13 protein-coding genes and 1 pseudogene are annotated in these 16,241 nt (G+C 73.5%); 8 read left to right on the plus strand and 6 right to left on the minus strand.

Annotated elements, in window-relative coordinates; genetic code table 11:
- The first annotated feature begins 162 nt into the window (after window positions 1-162).
- Window positions 163-726: an FxsA family protein gene (locus tag ACSTA4_RS12115; protein ID WP_444963604.1), complete on the plus strand. Its 564-nt coding sequence runs from the start codon at window positions 163-165 to the stop codon at window positions 724-726.
- A 131-nt stretch (window positions 727-857) separates the two neighbouring features.
- Here the strand turns inward: ACSTA4_RS12115 and ACSTA4_RS12120 are convergent, their stop codons facing one another.
- A complete protein-coding gene (locus ACSTA4_RS12120; RefSeq protein WP_444963605.1) occupies window positions 858-1,337 on the minus strand; it encodes a nucleoside deaminase in 480 nt (159 codons plus the stop codon).
- A gap of 70 nt (window positions 1,338-1,407) precedes the next feature.
- Complete coding sequence (locus tag ACSTA4_RS12125) at window positions 1,408-4,053, minus strand: HAD-IC family P-type ATPase (RefSeq protein ID WP_444963606.1); 2,646 nt, start codon at window positions 4,051-4,053, stop codon at window positions 1,408-1,410.
- Window positions 4,054-4,353: 300 nt separating this feature from the next.
- Here ACSTA4_RS12125 and ACSTA4_RS12130 point away from each other — a divergent pair, with 300 nt between their 5' ends.
- Complete coding sequence (locus tag ACSTA4_RS12130) at window positions 4,354-5,166, plus strand: NRDE family protein (protein WP_444963607.1); 813 nt, start codon at window positions 4,354-4,356, stop codon at window positions 5,164-5,166.
- 97 nt (window positions 5,167-5,263) lie between these two features.
- Here the strand turns inward: ACSTA4_RS12130 and ACSTA4_RS12135 are convergent, their stop codons facing one another.
- Both ACSTA4_RS12135 and ACSTA4_RS12140 read right to left on the minus strand, forming a co-directional pair.
- Window positions 5,264-5,695, minus strand: coding sequence for a ricin-type beta-trefoil lectin domain protein (locus ACSTA4_RS12135; RefSeq protein WP_444964155.1), 432 nt, complete (start codon window positions 5,693-5,695; stop codon window positions 5,264-5,266).
- Window positions 5,669-6,535 (minus strand): annotated as a pseudogene (locus ACSTA4_RS12140) (glycoside hydrolase family 16 protein); the annotation flags it as partial. The gene ACSTA4_RS12135 and the pseudogene ACSTA4_RS12140, both read right to left, overlap by 27 nt.
- 550 nt (window positions 6,536-7,085) lie before the next feature.
- On the opposite strand from ACSTA4_RS12140, the gene ACSTA4_RS12145 reads away from it, so the two are divergent.
- From ACSTA4_RS12145 to mshC, 3 genes are all read left to right on the plus strand, one after another.
- Window positions 7,086-7,295, plus strand: coding sequence for a hypothetical protein (locus ACSTA4_RS12145; RefSeq protein WP_248769999.1), 210 nt, complete (start codon window positions 7,086-7,088; stop codon window positions 7,293-7,295).
- Between the two features lie 243 nt (window positions 7,296-7,538).
- Complete coding sequence (locus tag ACSTA4_RS12150) at window positions 7,539-7,721, plus strand: hypothetical protein (RefSeq protein WP_013152576.1); 183 nt, start codon at window positions 7,539-7,541, stop codon at window positions 7,719-7,721.
- A gap of 141 nt (window positions 7,722-7,862) precedes the next feature.
- Window positions 7,863-9,086 (plus strand): cysteine--1-D-myo-inosityl 2-amino-2-deoxy-alpha-D-glucopyranoside ligase, encoded by a 1,224-nt coding sequence (gene mshC, locus ACSTA4_RS12155; RefSeq protein WP_444963608.1) that lies wholly within the window; start codon window positions 7,863-7,865, stop codon window positions 9,084-9,086.
- Window positions 9,087-9,157: 71 nt separating this feature from the next.
- On the opposite strand, the gene ACSTA4_RS12160 is transcribed toward mshC, so the two are convergent.
- Window positions 9,158-9,679 (minus strand): nitroreductase family deazaflavin-dependent oxidoreductase, encoded by a 522-nt coding sequence (locus ACSTA4_RS12160; protein ID WP_444963609.1) that lies wholly within the window; start codon window positions 9,677-9,679, stop codon window positions 9,158-9,160.
- 111 nt (window positions 9,680-9,790) lie between these two features.
- Here ACSTA4_RS12160 and ACSTA4_RS12165 point away from each other — a divergent pair, with 111 nt between their 5' ends.
- Together ACSTA4_RS12165 and ACSTA4_RS12170 are read left to right on the plus strand one after the other, a co-directional pair.
- The gene (locus ACSTA4_RS12165) at window positions 9,791-10,975 is read left to right on the plus strand and encodes a hypothetical protein (protein WP_444963610.1); all 1,185 of its coding nucleotides are present in this window, start codon (window positions 9,791-9,793) and stop codon (window positions 10,973-10,975) included.
- A 157-nt stretch (window positions 10,976-11,132) separates the two neighbouring features.
- Window positions 11,133-11,543, plus strand: a complete 411-nt coding sequence (locus ACSTA4_RS12170) for an ABATE domain-containing protein (protein ID WP_212640309.1) — start codon at window positions 11,133-11,135, stop codon at window positions 11,541-11,543.
- A gap of 35 nt (window positions 11,544-11,578) precedes the next feature.
- Here the strand turns inward: ACSTA4_RS12170 and ACSTA4_RS12175 are convergent, their stop codons facing one another.
- On the minus strand, window positions 11,579-12,418 hold the full coding sequence (locus ACSTA4_RS12175) for a PAC2 family protein (protein WP_248770001.1): 840 nt from the start codon (window positions 12,416-12,418) through the stop codon (window positions 11,579-11,581).
- A 282-nt stretch (window positions 12,419-12,700) separates the two neighbouring features.
- On the opposite strand from ACSTA4_RS12175, the gene metH reads away from it, so the two are divergent.
- Window positions 12,701-16,171 (plus strand): methionine synthase, encoded by a 3,471-nt coding sequence (gene metH, locus ACSTA4_RS12180; RefSeq protein WP_444963611.1) that lies wholly within the window; start codon window positions 12,701-12,703, stop codon window positions 16,169-16,171.
- Window positions 16,172-16,241: the final 70 nt, after the last annotated feature.

Consider the following 16,241-nt stretch of genomic DNA (forward strand, 5'->3'; position numbering starts at 1 on the left):
AGGGCCCTGTGCGGGCGCGTGCGGACGTGCGGGAGGACGCGTCCGAGGGACGTTCACGCGGACGCCCGGCCGGGAAGCACGCGCCCGGGGGAACCCTGGAGGCCGCGCGCGCGTTCTCTCCTGTAGGGGAGCTCCCGCCGACGACCCGGAGGATGGTTACGCATGCCGCTGCTGACAGTGCTGGCGCTGATGGCGCTGCCCTTCCTGGAAGTGTGGCTGATGATCGTCGTCGGCGGCTGGATCGGCGTCCCGTGGACGCTGGCCGCGCTGGTCTCGCTGATGGTCCTGGGCGTGGCCGTGCTGCGCCGGGCCGGGACCAGGGCCTTCCGGGACGCGGACCAGGCCATGCGCTCGGGCGAGCAGCCGCGCGGGGGCCTGCTCGACCCGCTCATGCTCATGGCGGGCGGCATCCTGCTCGTGATCCCCGGGTTCATCACCGCCGTGCTCGGCCTGCTGATGGTCCTGCCCTTCACCCGCCCCGTCCTGCGCTGGGCCTTCGCCTCGTGGGCGCAGCGCCGCGTGCGCAGGATGCAGGAGCGGATGAACGAGGAGTTCGTCGTCCGCGGGTCCACCGCCCCCGGCGGCCCGGGGGCGGGCCCGGCCGCGGGGCCGTTCGGCCCCGGCCAGAACCCGTTCGGCCCCCGCGCCGACGAGGACGCCGCTCCGCGCGACCGCGGCCGCGTCATCCAGGGGCGGTTCGAACCCCGCGACGACGACAAGGACTGACGGCGTCCACCGCGTCGACCGGCCTCACGCGCTGACCGACCTCAGACGCTGACAGCGCTCACCGCACCGACGGCCCCGCCCGCGCTCAGCGCGGGCGGGGCCGTCGACGGGCTGCGGGGAAAGCGCCGGTGTCAGCTCCGGCCGTGGAAGCGGGCCTGGAGCGCCCGCACCCGCGCGACCAGGGAGTCCACCGGCCCCTCCACCGCGACCGCGGGCACGATGTCGCCGATCGGCAGCGCCCGCACCGGCGCCGGGGGCACGCCCCACTCCTCCAGCCACGAGGCGAGCTGCGCCGAGGAGGCCACGTACACGATCCGGCCCAGCCCCGCCCAGCCGTGGGCGGCCGAGCACATGGGGCAGTGCTCCCCGGAGGTGTAGACGGTCGCCGCCGCCCGTTCCCCGGGGCTCATGCGGGTGGTCGACCACCGGGCGATGGCGAACTCCGGGTGCTGCGTCGGGTCGCCGCCGGCGACGCGGTTGCGGTCCTCGAAGAGCACCGTCCCCTCCCCGGACGCCAGCACCGAGCCGAAGGGCTCGTCACCCGCCTCCAGGGACTCCTCGGCCAGATCGACCGCGCGCCGCAGGTGGCGCATGTCGGTTTCGCTCAGCATGTCCTGCCTCTCTCCCTCTCGCCCTCTCCAGGTCCCGCCCCCGGCCCCTCCGCCTCCCGGAGAACGGCTGTCACACCGGCTCCGGGGTGCGCTCCTCGGCCTCGCGCTCGTCCTCCCTCTCCGCCGCACGCGCCTCCGAGCGGGCCATCATCCGGTCGTCCACCACCCGGATCACCGTGATCACCACGATCGCCACACCCGCCACGGCCAGACCGGTCAGCACCTTGGTCGGGTCGCTCACGTCCAGGTCGAAGAACCACTGCCCCAGCGGTGTCACCATCGCCAGCGTCAACAGGCCCACCATGGAGCCCACCATCAGCACCTTCCACCACACGTACGGCTTGGCCACCAGCAGCAGCACCCACAGCGTCGTCGCGCACAGCGTGATGACCACCGCCGTCCGGTCGGCCGGGTCGGGCACCGTCCGACCGCCCAGCACCAGCAGGTAGGTCGTCACCGCGGCGAAGCCCGCCACCATGCCCGAGGGGATCGCCAGCCGCAGCGTCCGCATCACGAACCCCGGCCGGGCGATGTCGGTGTTGGGCGCCAGCGCCAGGAAGAACGACGGGATGCCGAACGTCACCGCGTTGATGAGCGTGGCGTGGCGCGGGAAGAAGGGGTAGGCCACCGCCAGCAGGCCCACGATGATCGCCAGCGTCATCGTGTACACGGTCTTGGTCAGGAACAGGTTGGCCACCCGCTCGATGTTGCCGATGACCCGGCGGCCCTCGGCCACCACGCGCGGCAGCACCGCGAACCGGTTGTCCAGCAGCACCAGCTGGGCCACCGACCGCGACGCCGGGCTCCCCGAGCCCATCGCCACGCCGATGTCGGCCTCCTTCAGCGCCAGCACGTCGTTGACGCCGTCACCGGTCATCGCCACCGTGTGCCCGCGGTCGCGCAGGCCCCTGACCATGTCGCGCTTGCGCTCGGGCGTCACCCGGCCGAAGGCCGAGCGCTCCTCCACCTCGCGGGCCAGCTCTTCGCGGTCCTCCGACAGCGCCCGCGCGTCCACCGGCTGGTCCGCGCCCGGCAGCCCCAGCTCACGGCCCACCGCGCCCACCGACGCCGCGTGGTCGCCCGAGACGATCTTGACGTCCACGCCCTGGTCCCCGAAGTAGTCCAGGGTCGGGCCGGCGTCCTCGCGCAGCCTCTGGTCCAGCACCACCAGGGCCACCGGCAGCACGGCCCCGGGCGCCTCGTCGGAGTCCACCCGCGCCGACGCGCGGGCCAGCAGCAGCACGCGGTGGCCCTGCGCGCCCAGCCGGGCCGCCTCGGCGGCAGCCGGGTCCTGCGGGGAGGCCAGCACGTCGGCCGCGCCCAGCACCCAGTGCTCCTCGCCGCCGGGGGCGAGGAAGCTGGCCCCGCTCCACTTGCGGGCGGAGGAGAACGGCGCCAGCGCCGTGACCGTCCAGTCGGGCGCGGCCTGGCCCGCGGCCTCGCACCCGCGCGCGATCGCCGCCATGCTCGCGTTGTGGTCGGGGTCGCTGGCCGCCAGCGCCGCCAGCACGAGCGACGGGGACGCCTCCCCGCCGTGCCCGCCCAGGTCGCGGATTCCGGCCAGCTTCATGCCCGCCTCGGTCAGCGTGCCCGTCTTGTCGGTGCACACCACGTCCACGCGGGCCAGGCCCTCGATCGCGGGCAGCTCCTGCACCAGGCACTTGTGCCGCCCCAGCCGGATCACCCCGACCGCGAACGCGATGCTGGTGAGCAGGACCAGGCCCTCGGGGATCATCGACACCAGGGCCGCGACCATGCTGCGCAGGGCGTCCGCCAGCGGTCCGGAGATCTGGCCGCCCGAGGTCGACTCCTCCAGGCCCACGTGCCCGCCCAGGACCAGCTGGCTGTAGATCAGCAGGGCGCCGATCGGGAACAGCGCGTAGGTGATCCAGGTCAGGATGCGGTTGATGCCCGACCGCAGCTCCGAGTGCACCAGCGAGAAGCGGCTCGCCTCCTCGGCCAGCCGCGCCGCGTAGGCGTGCCGCCCCACCTTGGTGGCCCGGAACCGGCCGGTGCCCGCCACCACGAAGCTGCCCGACATCACGGTGTCCCCGGGCCGCTTGACCACCGGGTCGGCCTCGCCGGTCAGCAGCGACTCGTCGACCTCCAGCCCCCCGGCCCAGGTGACGGTGCCGTCGACCACGATCTGGTCGCCCACGCCCACTTCCAGGACCTCGTCCAGGACGATCTCCTGCGTGGCCACGTGCACGGTGGCGCCGTCGCGCACCACCCGTGGCCGGGCGGCGTTGACGATGGCGAGCTTGTCCAGGGTGCGCTTGGCCCGCAGCTCCTGGACGATGCCGATCAGCGTGTTGAAGAGGATGACCATCGCGAACAGGCCGTCCTGCACCGGGCCGATCACGGCGATGATCGAGAACAGCACCGCGACCATGGCGTTGATCCGGGTGAACACGTTGCCGCGGATGATCTGGCCGACGGTGCGGCTCGCGCGCACCGGCACGTCGTTGGTCCGCCCCGCCGAGACCCGTTCGGCGACCTGCCGACTGCTCAGCCCCGTCTCGGGCGGAGGGCCCGCCGGGCCCCTGGGGCCTGCGGGAACGGGCTCGGCGGAGGCTCCGGCGGGAGCTGCGGGGGCTCCGGCCGCCTCGGGGGCGCCGCCGCCCGCCTGCGGTCCGGGGACGGCGGAAACCGCGTCCCGCGGCCTGTCCGCGGTGCTTTCCGCACCGTCGTCGGTCCGGTCGGGTTGCTCGGGCACGCACTACTCCTGTGTGGTCCGGGAAACTAGACGGGCGGGAAGGCGCCTCGGACGCGGCATCCGCCCCGCACACGCGAAGGGGGAGGGAGACTACAGACTAGAAGACTCCCGGACCGGGAACAGGCACACCGTCCCCCCGGCCCGGGTGGTGCCCGCACCACCCCGGGCCCGCGCGGAGCACCGCCGGGGACACCCTCCGGGTACGGTTGCGGTTACCTCCTGTCCACATCCCCGTTCCGCCCGCACCGCCGCGGGGACCGCACCACACCGGGGACCCACAGCAAAGGTCACAAGGTCGTCATGTGCACTGTCATCGTCGGCTTCGACCCCGGCGCGGACACGCCCCTGGTCATCGCCGCGCTCCGGGACGAGATGTCCTCCCGGCCCTGGGACGGGCCCGCCCGGCACTGGCCCGACCGGCCCGACCTCGTCGGCGGCCGGGACCGCCTCGCGGGCGGCACCTGGCTGGCGGTGGACCCGTCGGGCCCGCGCACGGCGGCCCTGCTCAACGGCTGGCCCTGGGACGGGCGTATGCCCTGGGAGGGCACCTACCCGGCCAGCCGGGGCGAACTGCCGCTGCGCGCCCTCGCCCACGCGGGCCGCAACCCGGGCCGCGACCCGCTGCACGGCGACGACCCCACCCTCTACGCGCCCTTCCACCTGCTGGACGCCGACGCCCGCCGAGCCGGGCTGCACAGCTGGGACGGTCGGTGCCTGGACACCCGTCCGCTGCCGGTCGGCGTGAGCATGGTGGTCAACACCGGGCTGAACCCGGACGATCCGCGCGCCGCCCGCCACACGCCCGAGTTCGCGCGCACCCGGCCCGACCCGGCCGACCTGTCCCGCGCCAAGGGGGTGGAGGAGATCTGGGGGGAGTGGCCGCGCCTGGTCAACGAGGCCGCCGGCTCCGCGCCCCGTTCGGCGGGCCCCGACGAGTCCGGCGACCCGACGGGCCTGGTCGCCCGCGCCGACCTCGGCGGGGGCAGGGTGTGGGAGACCGGGTCGGTGACCCTGCTGGCCATGGACCGCGAGACCGTGCGCTACGCCTTCACCGACGCCCCGGCCGACCCCGGGGCGTGGCGGATGATCGACACCTCGGCCCCCCGGTTCTGAGACACGGGGGGCCGAAGGCGCCGCCGACCGCCCGAGGAGTGGCGGACGGCGGTGCGCCGTCCGCCGGAGGGGGTCGGCGGGCGGCACGGGGGAGGGGTCAGTCGTTCAGGCTCCAGCGCTGGACGGCGCTGCCGTCGCAGTCGGCGATCACCATCCGGGTGCCGTCGCTCTGCGCCCGGCCCTGGGGTTGCAGGCAGCGCCCCGACTGCGGGTTGCGCAGGGCCTGCGTCCCGCTGTCGTGGGTCCACCGCTGCGCGCCGGTCCCGTTGCAGGTCCACAGCTGTACCGGGGTGCCCGCGGCGGTGGCGCCGCCCGCCACGTCCAGGCACTTGTTGAACGCCCGGAACGTGCCGTCGGAGCCCTCGGTCCACTGCTGGGCCTGGTTGCCGTTGCAGTGCGCCAGCTGGATCGGGGTCCCGTCGCCCGTCTGGGCCCCGGCCACGTCGAGGCAGATGCCGTTGGAGGCGGTGATCGTGCCGGTGCCGCCGCCGGGGCTGCCGCCGTCCGAGTAGATCCGGACGTAGTCCACGAGCATCTGCTGGGGGAACTGGGTGGTGCCGTCGGGGTAGCCGGGCCAGTTCCCGCCCACGGCGATGTTGAGGATCATGAAGAAGGGCTGGTCGTAGACCCAGGGGTTTCCGCGCGTGTCGGCGGGGGTGTAGGTCTGGTAGGCGTTGCCGTCCACGGACCAGGTGATGGAGCCGGGGCTCCAGTCGACGGCGAAGGTGTGGAAGGTGTCGGCGAAGGACCAGCCCTGCGGGTGCATGTAGGAGCCGGTCAGGGGGTTGCCCCCGGAGTAGCCGGGCCCGTGGAGGGTGCCGTGGACCAGGTGGGGTTCGCGGCCGATGTTCTCCATGATGTCGATCTCGCCGGAGTCGGGCCACGGGGTCTGGGGGAAGTCGGCGCCGAGCATCCAGAAGGCGGGCCAGATGCCCTGGCCGCGGGGGATCTGGATGCGGGCCTCGATGCGGCCGTAGGCGTGTTCGACCTTGTTCTGCGTGGTCATGCGGGCGGAGGTGTAGCCGCCGTTGGCTTCCCTGCGCGCGGTGATGACGAGGTTGCCCTGGCCGTCGAGGGCGGAGTTGGCGCGGCTGTCGGTGTAGTTCTGGAGTTCGTTGTTGCCCCAGCCGTGGGCGCCGGTCTCGTGGTTCCAGTTGGCGGGGTTGGGGGCGCTTCCGGCGGCGCCGTTGAACTCGTCGGACCACACCAGGGCCGCCGCCCGGGCGGCTTCGGCGGACGCCGGGGCCGTCGTGTCCTCGGGGACGGGGGCGGCCGAGGCGACCCCGACCGGGATCACGAGCGCGGCGGCGGTGAGGAAGGACAGTGCTGCGGAGGCGAGGGACCTGCGGGGCCGGTACGCGATGCGCATGGGCTACTCCGGGGGGAAGCCCCGCCGCGGCGGGGCGGTGACGGGCGGAGTCGGTCCCGGGCACGGGGGGCGTGCGCGGGACCAGGTGGGCGACTGCGCGCAGTCGCCGGGTTACGCAACGAATCTAATTGGTAAGTTACTGTACGTTTAGTTTTCCTTCAGCACAAGGGGTGTGAACGGGGGAAGGGCGACGCAACGGGGACGCCCGCGGCGCGGACCGCTCGGGCGGGCGGCGGCGGGTCGGCGGTTGGCGGGCGCGCTCGTGCGGGCGCGGCCGGACGCGGTCGGGCCCTGGTCCCGAAGGCGGACACGTGTGGCTTCGATGCGCCAACTCTGTGCATTCCGGACGGAACAACGGGTAGGGGACGGGAACGCCGTGGAACGCTCCCTCCTCGTTCCCCGTTGACCTGGGGTGGAGCGAAAGGATTCCGGAACCGCGCTGGAGGCGGGTTGCGGGATCGTGTTCACGGTGAACCCGGGGCGCGGAGGCAGCGTCACACCGTGACCCCGGGTACCCCACAACCGCCGACCCACCCTCGAAGGACCGCCCATGAGCGCTATGCCCGTCCGTGACCAGGCCGCCCCCTCCCACCACGCCCTCAGCCCGCGACGGGAGCGCCGCGACGTGTCCCGCGCCCGGTGGCGGCTCCGGGCGGTCCACGCCGACATCGTCGAGTTCGGCCCCGCCGGGGACCCCGAGCTGGCACGCACGGCCGAGGCGCTGGACCTGCTCGAACTCGCGGACGCGGCCCGGCCCTGACCCCGGGCGGTCGGCCGGGGGCCGACCCCGTCCGTTCCGGCTCCGTCCGCTCCGGCCCCACCTGCTCCGGTCCGGCCCCTCGGCCCTGATCAGGGCGGGCGTGCGTCACCGGTGCGCATAACCACCGTCACACCCCCGGGTCGCGACGGCGTGTCAACCCCGAGAGTGACCACGGCGTCTCAGAGAGAGACGGCGTGTGCCGTCAGGCTCGCGTGAGGGCACGCGTTCACGGCAGGGGGCACGATGGAGGGCCGTAACGGCAACCTGGTGGAGAGCGGAGCGTACTGGCTCCTCTACGTCGTCTCGGTCAGCGGCGCGCTGCTGCACTGGCGCCTGGGCAACGAGGGGATGGCCGCCCTGTGCGCCGCCGTGGCGGTGTTCGGCGCCCTGCTCATCAGCCGCAGGCACCACAACCTCGCCGCGTGAGCCCCGGCTCCGGGCCGTGCGCGCTCTCCGCCGCGCGGGTCGCGTCCGGCTTATTCCCACCTCTTCTGGGGTGATCATCACCCGCGGTGCCCACCCTCCCGCGCACGCCTCCCGCCCACCCGTCCGGATAGGCTGCGCGGTATGCGTTCATGGTCTGCGCCTGACATCGTCCCCCTGCCGGGTACCGGCGGTCCCCTTCGTGTCCACGACACCGCCACCGGCCGGATAAGGACGACGACGCCGGGCCCCCGGGCCGGGATGTACGCCTGCGGCATCACTCCCTACGACGCCGCCCACCTGGGCCACGCCTTCACCTACCTCACCTTCGACCTGGTCAACCGGGTCTGGCGCGACGCGGGCCACGACGTCAACTACGTGCAGAACACCACCGACATCGACGACCCGCTGCTGGAGCGCGCGGAGGCCACCGGCGTCGACTGGCGCGACCTCGCCCACCGCGAGATCGACGTCTTCCGCGAGGACATGGCCGCCCTGCGGATCATCCCCCCGACCTCCTACGTCGGCGTGGTGGAGTCCGTCGACCTCATCAGCGACCTCGCCGCCCGCATCCGCGACACCGGCGCCGCCTACGAGCTGGACGGGGACCTGTACTTCTCCGTCGCCGAGGCGCCCGAGTTCGGTGAGATCAGCAACCTGGACCGCGGGCAGATGCTGGAGCTGTTCGGCGAACGCGGCGGCGACCCCCAGCGCACCGGCAAGAAGGACCCGCTCGACTGGCTGCTCTGGCGCGCCGAGCGCCCCGGCGAGCCCGCCTGGGACAGCCCCCTGGGCCGCGGGCGCCCCGGCTGGCACATCGAGTGCAGCGCCATCGCCCTGGACCGGCTCGGCCCGGCCTTCGACCTCAACGGCGGCGGCAGCGACCTGATCTTCCCCCACCACGAGATGGGCGCGGCCGAGACCCGATGTGCCACGGGCGGACCCAATGCCCACAACCACCTGCACGTGGGCATGGTCGGCCTCGACGGCGAGAAGATGTCCAAGTCCCTGGGCAACCTGGTCTTCGTCTCCAAGCTGCGCCAGCAGGGCGTGGACCCGGCCGTCATCCGCCTGGCCATGCTCGCCCACCACTACCGCGCCCCGTGGGAGTGGACCGACGCCGAACTCCCCGCCGCCACCGCCCGCGCCGAGCGCTGGCGCGCCGCCCTTGCCCTGGGCGCGGCGCCCGACGCCGCCCCGGTGCTCGCCGCGGTGCGCGCGGCCCTGACCGAGGACCTGGACTCCCCGGCGGCCCTGGCCGCGGTGGACGCCTGGGCCGACACCGCCCTCACCGAGGGCGGCGCCGACACCGGCGCGCCCGCCCTGGTGCGCGCGACCGTGGACACCCTGCTGGGCGTGCGCCTGTAACCGCGGGCCGTCTGACGCCGCCGGATGCGACCGGCGACACCGAAGGCCTTCGGTGTCGCCGGTCCGCCGCTCTAGGGAGCGGAGAGGTCGGGGTGGCGCTCACCGGCGGCCCCCGCGGGGGACAACCGGATGACCGGGATGTCGTTCCCGATGTCCGCGCCCCTCCGCTCGAACCACTCCTCGCTGTCGTCCACCTCGTACCCCAGCGCGCGCAGCAGCGCCACGGCGGCGGCGGGGTGCCGCTCGGCGTAGCCCACCAGCGCCTTACCGGACTCCTGCGGCGACAGGACGGTGGCGGTGCCCCGGTGGCGCCGGTTGCCCAGCTGGAACAGCACCCGCGGCTCGTGCTCGACGTTGCGGAACCACTGCGACCGCCTTCCGTACCCGGAGGCCACCAGCACGGTCCCCGCGGCGTCGTCGCCGCCGATGACCTCCAGCACCGCCTGGCGGGCCTCTCCCGTGGCCCGCCCCCTGTGGGTGAGCAGTACGAACCGGCGGCCCATCAGCCCGCCCAACCCGGTCCGGTAGATCCAGATGGGGGCGCGGAACAGGGCCCGGCGCAGGGGTGTGGTGGGCGGCTGGGCGAACGACATGGTGTGGCCTTCCTCGGGGGGCGGCGGGGGCCCGAGTATAGCCAGACCGTTCCCAGCGCTCCCCGGCGGCACACCCGCGGACCGTCGGTGGGCGCTGCCACAATCCGGAACATGCAGACAGGACCGGACGTACTCCACAGCACCGACTGGACCCGCACCTTCCACGCCTACGGCTCCGGCGCCGACGCCCCCGGGCACCTCGCCGACCTGCTCACCGGCGACGCGCGTGAGCGCGGGCGCGCGCTGGACCACCTCCACGGCGCGCTCCTGCACCAGGGCACGGTCTACCCGGCCACCGTCCCCGCCGCCCTGTTCGTCGCCGGGATCCTGGACCGCCCCGAACTCGACGGCCCGGCCCGGGGCCCGCTCCCCGAGGCGTCGGGCGAGGACCGGGGCTCCCCGCGCCGCGTCCTGCTGGGCTTCCTGGCCGCCGCGGCCGAGGGCGCGCTGTACCAGACGCCCTCCGGCCCCGTGGCCGAACCCCCCACCGGGGCCGAGCTGGACCGGGTGTACGCCGCGCTGGCCTCCGAGGACGAGGAGGAGGCGGTCGGGGTGTGGGAGACCCCCGCCGTGGACGCGCTCATGCGGAGGGTGGGCCCGGACATGCGCGCCGCCGCGCCCGTGCTGTACGCGGCGGTCGAACCCCACCTGACCGCCCCCGACGCGCACACGCGCATGTGCGCGGTGGAGGCCGCCGCGGCCCTGGCCCGGCTCGGCGGGCTGGAGCCGGACCTGTCCGGGGCCGCCGACATGGCCGAGACCCGCGACGAGGGCGCGGTCATCGTCCTGGCCCTGGGCGCCTGCGGCGCCGACACCACCGAGTTCCTCACCCACGCCGACCCGGCCATCCGCGCCTGCGCCGCGCTGGCGCCCGGCCAGCGCGCCAACCCCGCGGCCGCCGCCGAGCTGGCCGCCGCGCTCGCGGACCCGGAGGCCGCCGACGCCTGGTTCACCAGGCGCCCCGCCCACTTCGCCGGCCACGTGCGTTTCGCCCTGGTCCGGGAACTCGCCGAGCGCTCCACCGCCGAGGACGCCGCGCGCCTGCTCCCGGTGCTGCGCGCGCTGGCCCCGCTGGCCTCGCCCCTCACCGCGGCGGCCGACGCCGGACCGCTGCTGGACCTGGCCTTCCGGGCCGCCGACCCCGCCGGGCTGACCGCCGTCCAACGCGACTACCTCCGGGTCCTGGCCGACCACGACGGCTTCTGGGACGGCCGGTTCGCCAACTTCCTGGTCGTGCTCGCCCGGCTGGGGCTGCCCCGCGAGCGCCACGGACTCCGCGCGCTGCTCGCGGCCTGAGCCGGTCGAGCGCGGAGCCCCACGGTGAGCGGACCGGGAAGCGCCGTTTCCGTTTCGTCCGCGCATGTCGTGTTATGCACGTTCGCGGTGACCACCTGTGGCCACGGACTCGCGAAAACACCGGTATCCGGGGCCCGGCCGTGGTGGGATAGCCCCCATGACGACCCCCACGCGGCACAGCGCGGCCGCCGAACTCATCGCGGACTTCGTCTCCACCGGTGCCGGGCTCGCCGACCGGGCCGACCTCGCGCGGTTCCTGCGCGAGCACCGCCTGGCCACCGAGGGAGCCATCCCCATCACCCTCGCCGACCTCGACGAGGCCATCGCCCTGCGCGACGGCATCCGGGCGGTCCTGGAGCGGCGGGCCGAACCCGACCACGAGGCCATCGCCCGTGGCCAGAAGGTCCTGGACGGCCTCCGCGTCACCGTGCGCCTCCAGGCCTCACGCGAGGCCCCCGTGCCGCTGGCCCCCGCGGTCGTGGACGAGGTCCGCCGCGGGCTGGCCCGCATCGCCGGGGCCTGGGCCGTGGTGCTGTCCACGGGGGAGTGGCGCCACATGCGGGTCTGAGGGCCCGAGGCGCGCCCGGGGCCGCCGCGGGGGCCTCAGCCCTCGTCGTGGCGGCGCAGGTAGCGCTCGAACTCCCGGGCGATCGCGTCGCCGGAGGCCTCCGGCAGGTCGGCGGTGTCCTTGGCCTCCTCCAGGCCGCGCACGTACGCCGCGATGTCCTCATCCTCGGCGGTGAGCTCGTTGACGTTGGACTCCCACGCCACCGCGTCCTCGGGCAGGTCGCCCAGCGGCACCCGCGCGCCCAGGAAGTCCTCCACCCACGCCAGCAGCGCCAGGGAGGCCTTCGGGCACGGCGGCTGGGCGACGTAGTGGGGGATGGCCGCCCACAGCGACGCGGTCTCGATCCCCACCGCGCTGAACGCCTCGTGCACCACGCCCACGATCCCGGTCGGACCAGAGTAGGTGGTCGCCTCCAGCCCCAGCCCTGCGCCCAGCTCCACGGGCGAGGCCATCCCGGTCACCGGGATCGGCCGCGTGTGCGGGGCGTCCGCCAGCAGCGAACCCAGCATCACCATCCGGGTGACGCCCAGCTCCCGCGCCACGGCCAGCAGGTCGGCGGCGTAGGAGCGCCACCGCATGTTCGGCTCGGGACCCGTCACCAGCACCACGTCGCGCTCCGACCCCGGCGGCGTCGCCACGCGGACCCGGGTCGTGGGCCACTCGACCTCACCGACCACACCGTCCACGATCGACATGCGCGGCCGGGTCACCTGGAAGTCGTAGTAGTCGTCCGGTGCCAGCGCGCACAGCTCGTAGGCGTCCCACTCCCTCGACAGGTGCTCCACGGCCAGGCTGGCCGCCTCACCGGCGTCGTTCCATCCCTCGAACGCCGCCACCATCACGGGATCAACAAGCTCCCGGACGAGCTTGGTCATGTGGCTCCTCCCTGCACGCGGACGAAGTCCACCCTACGGCGTGCCGACCCGCCCGGGGAACCGTTCGGGGCGCTCGGCCGAGGGGCACTCGGGCCGCCGCAGCGCGGGATGCCCGTCTCATCTAGTGGAACAGGCGATGGGATAACCTCACAGACAGCGACTGACAAGGACACCGCCGTCCCCGGACGACCGACCCGCCCCGCACCGCGGGTCCGCCCAGTGCCACGCGTCACGGGGACACCAACTGGGCCGCCGCGGTGCTCCGACGTAGAGTTGCCAGATATGAGAGCCAGCCCCACCTTCCGCGAAACCCTGTCCCGCCGTGTGGTCGTGGCGGACGGAGCGATGGGCACCATGCTCCAGGCGTACGATCTCGACCTCGACCAGTTCGAGGGGCACGAGGGATGCAACGACATCCTCAACCTCACCCGTCCCGACATCGTCCGCGACACCCATGCCGCCTTTCTTGCCGTGGGTTCGGACGCCATCGAGACGAACACGTTCTCGGCCAACCTCGGCGGGCTCGCCGAGTACGGCATCGAGGACCGCACCTACGAGATCGCCCAAGCCGGAGCGCAGGTGGCCCGCGAGGCCGCCGACGCCTACTCCACCCCCGACCAGCCCCGCTACGTCCTCGGGTCCGTGGGCCCGGGAAACCGGCTGCCCACCCTGGGCCACGCGCCCTACGCCCAACTGCGCGACTACTACGAGCAGTGCGCGCGCGGCCTGATCGACGGCGGATCCGACGCCATCCTCATCGAGACCTGCCAGGACCTGCTCCAGGTCAAGGCCGCCGTGGTGGCCGCCCAGCGCGCCCGCCGCGCCGCGGGCAGGGACGTGCCGATCATCGCCCAGGTCAGCATCGAGACCAACGGCACCATGCTGCTCGGCTCCGAGATCGGCGCCGCGCTGACCTCCCTGGAGCCGCTGGGCGTCGACGTCATCGGCCTCAACTGCTCCACCGGCCCCGCCGAGATGAGCGAGCACCTGCGCTACCTGTCGCACCACTCGCCCATCCCCATCTCCTGCATGCCCAACGCGGGCCTGCCCCAGCTCGGCCCCAACGGCGCGGTCTACAACCTCTCGCCCGCCGAACTGGCCGACGCCCACGACTCCTTCACCTCCGAGTTCGGCCTGAGCCTGGCCGGCGGCTGCTGCGGCACCACCCCCGAGCACCTGCGCCACGTGGTGGAGCGCGTCCAGGGGCGCGGCATCAAGAACCGCAAGCCCCTGGTGGAGGCGTCCTCCTCCTCCCTGTACCAGAGCGTGCCCTTCCGCCAGGACGCCAGCTACCTGGCCGTGGGCGAGCGCACCAACGCCAACGGCTCCAAGAAGTTCCGCGAGGCCATGCTGGAGGGCCGCTGGGACGACTGCGTGGAGATCGCGCGCGACCAGATCCGCGACGGCGCCCACCTGCTCGACCTCAACATCGACTACGTGGGCCGCGACGGGGTCAGCGACATGCGCGAGCTGGCCTCGCGCCTGGCCACCTCCTCCACGCTGCCGATCATGCTCGACTCCACCGAGCCGCCGGTCCTGGAGGCGGGCCTGGAGGCCCTCGGCGGCAGGAGCGTGGTCAACTCCGTCAACTACGAGGACGGCGACGGCCCCGACTCCCGCTTCACCCGCATCATGGGGCTGGTCAAGGAGCACGGCGCCGCCGTCGTGGGCCTGTGCATCGACGAGGAGGGCCAGGCCCGCACCGCCGAGTGGAAGGTGCGCGTCGCCACCCGCCTCATCGAGCAGATCACCGGAGAGTGGGGGCTGAACACCGGTGACATCGTCATCGACTGCTTGACCTTCCCCATCACCACCGGGCAGGAGGAGACCCGCCGGGACGGCCTGGAGACGATCAACGCCATCCGCGAGCTCAAGCGGCTCTACCCGGACGTGCAGACCACCCTGGGCCTGTCCAACCTGTCCTTCGGCCTCAACCCGGCCGCCCGCATCGTGCTGAACTCGGTGTTCCTGCACGAGGCGGTCCAGGCGGGGCTGGACTCGGCGATCGTGCACGCCTCCAAGATCGTGCCGATCAACCAGATCCCCGAGGACCAGCGCGAGGTCGCGCTCGACATGGTCTACGACCGGCGCGAGGGCGACTACGACCCCCTCTCGCGGTTCATGGAGATGTTCGAGGGCGTGGACGCCAAGTCCATGAAGGCCTCCCGCGCTGAAGAGCTGGCCGCCCTGCCGCTGTGGGAGCGCCTGGAGCGGCGCATCATCGACGGCGAGATGGCCGGGATCGAGGCCGACCTCGACGAGGCGCTGGAGTCCAAGCCCGCCCTGGCCATCGTCAACGACACCCTGCTCTCGGGCATGAAGACCGTCGGCGAGCTGTTCGGCTCCGGCCAGATGCAGCTGCCCTTCGTCCTCAAGTCCGCCGAGGTCATGAAGGGAGCCGTCGCCTACCTCGAACCCCACATGGAGAAGAGCGACGACGACGGCAAGGGCCGCATCGTCCTGGCCACCGTCAAGGGCGACGTCCACGACATCGGCAAGAACCTCGTGGACATCATCCTGTCCAACAACGGCTACGACGTGGTCAACATCGGCATCAAGCAGCCGGTGTCGGCGATCCTGGAGGCCGCAGAGGAGCAGCGCGCCGACGTGATCGGCATGTCCGGCCTGCTGGTCAAGTCCACGGTCATCATGAAGGAGAACCTGGAGGAGATGAACTCCAGGGGCCTGTCCGAGCGCTTCCCGGTCCTGCTGGGCGGTGCCGCGCTCACCCGCTCCTACGTGGAGCAGGACCTGGCCGAGGTCTTCGACGGCCACGTGCGCTACGCCAAGGACGCCTTCGAGGGCCTGCGTCTGATGGACGCGTTCATGGCGGTCAAGCGCGGTGAGGAGGGCGCCGAGCTGCCCGCCCTGCGCCAGCGCCGGGTCAAGACGGGGGCCAAGCTCAAGGTGACCGAGCCCGAGGAGGTGCCCGCCCGCAGCGACGTCTCGACCACCAACCCGGTGCCCAAGCCGCCCTTCCTGGGCGACCGGATCAGCAAGGGCATCCCGCTGGCCGACTACGCCGCCTTCCTCGATGAGCGGGCCACCTTCATGGGCCAGTGGGGACTCAAGGCCGCCCGCGGCGGCGAGGGCCCCAGCTACGAGGAGCTGGTGGAGACCGAGGGGCGGCCCCGGATGCGGATGTGGCTGGACCGCATCCAGACCGACGGCCTGCTGGAGGCGGCCGTGGTGCACGGCCACTTCCCCTGCTACAGCGAGGGCGACGACCTTGTGGTGCTGGACGAGGAGGGCGCCGAGCGCACCCGCTTCACCTTCCCGCGCCAGCGCCGGGACCGCCACCTGTGCCTGTCCGACTTCTTCCGGCCCAAGGAGTCGGGGGAGCTGGACGTGGTGTCCTTCCAGGTGGTGACCGTGGGCCCGGCGATCAGCCGCGCCACCGCCGAGCTGTTCGCCAAGAACGCCTACCGCGACTACCTGGAGCTGCACGGGTTGTCGGTGCAGCTGACCGAGGCCCTGGCCGAGTACTGGCACACCCGGGTGCGCGCGGAGCTGGGCTTCGCCGGTGAGGACCCGGCCGAGTTGGACGCGTTCTTCAAGCTCGGCTACCGGGGGGCCCGCTTCTCCCTGGGCTACGGGGCCTGCCCCGACCTGGAGGACCGCGCCAAGATCATGCGCCTGCTGGAGCCCGAGCGGGTGGGCGTGACCCTGTCGGAGGAGTTCCAGCTGGTGCCCGAGCAGGCGACCGACGCGATCGTGGTCCACCACCCGGAGGCGACCTACTTCAACGTCTGACCGGCTCGTCCGGGGCGGACCGCCCGGGGCGCGGCCCCGTCCCCCGCATGGAGGACGGGGCCGCGCGCGT

The organism is Nocardiopsis sp. M1B1, from assembly GCF_052466615.1.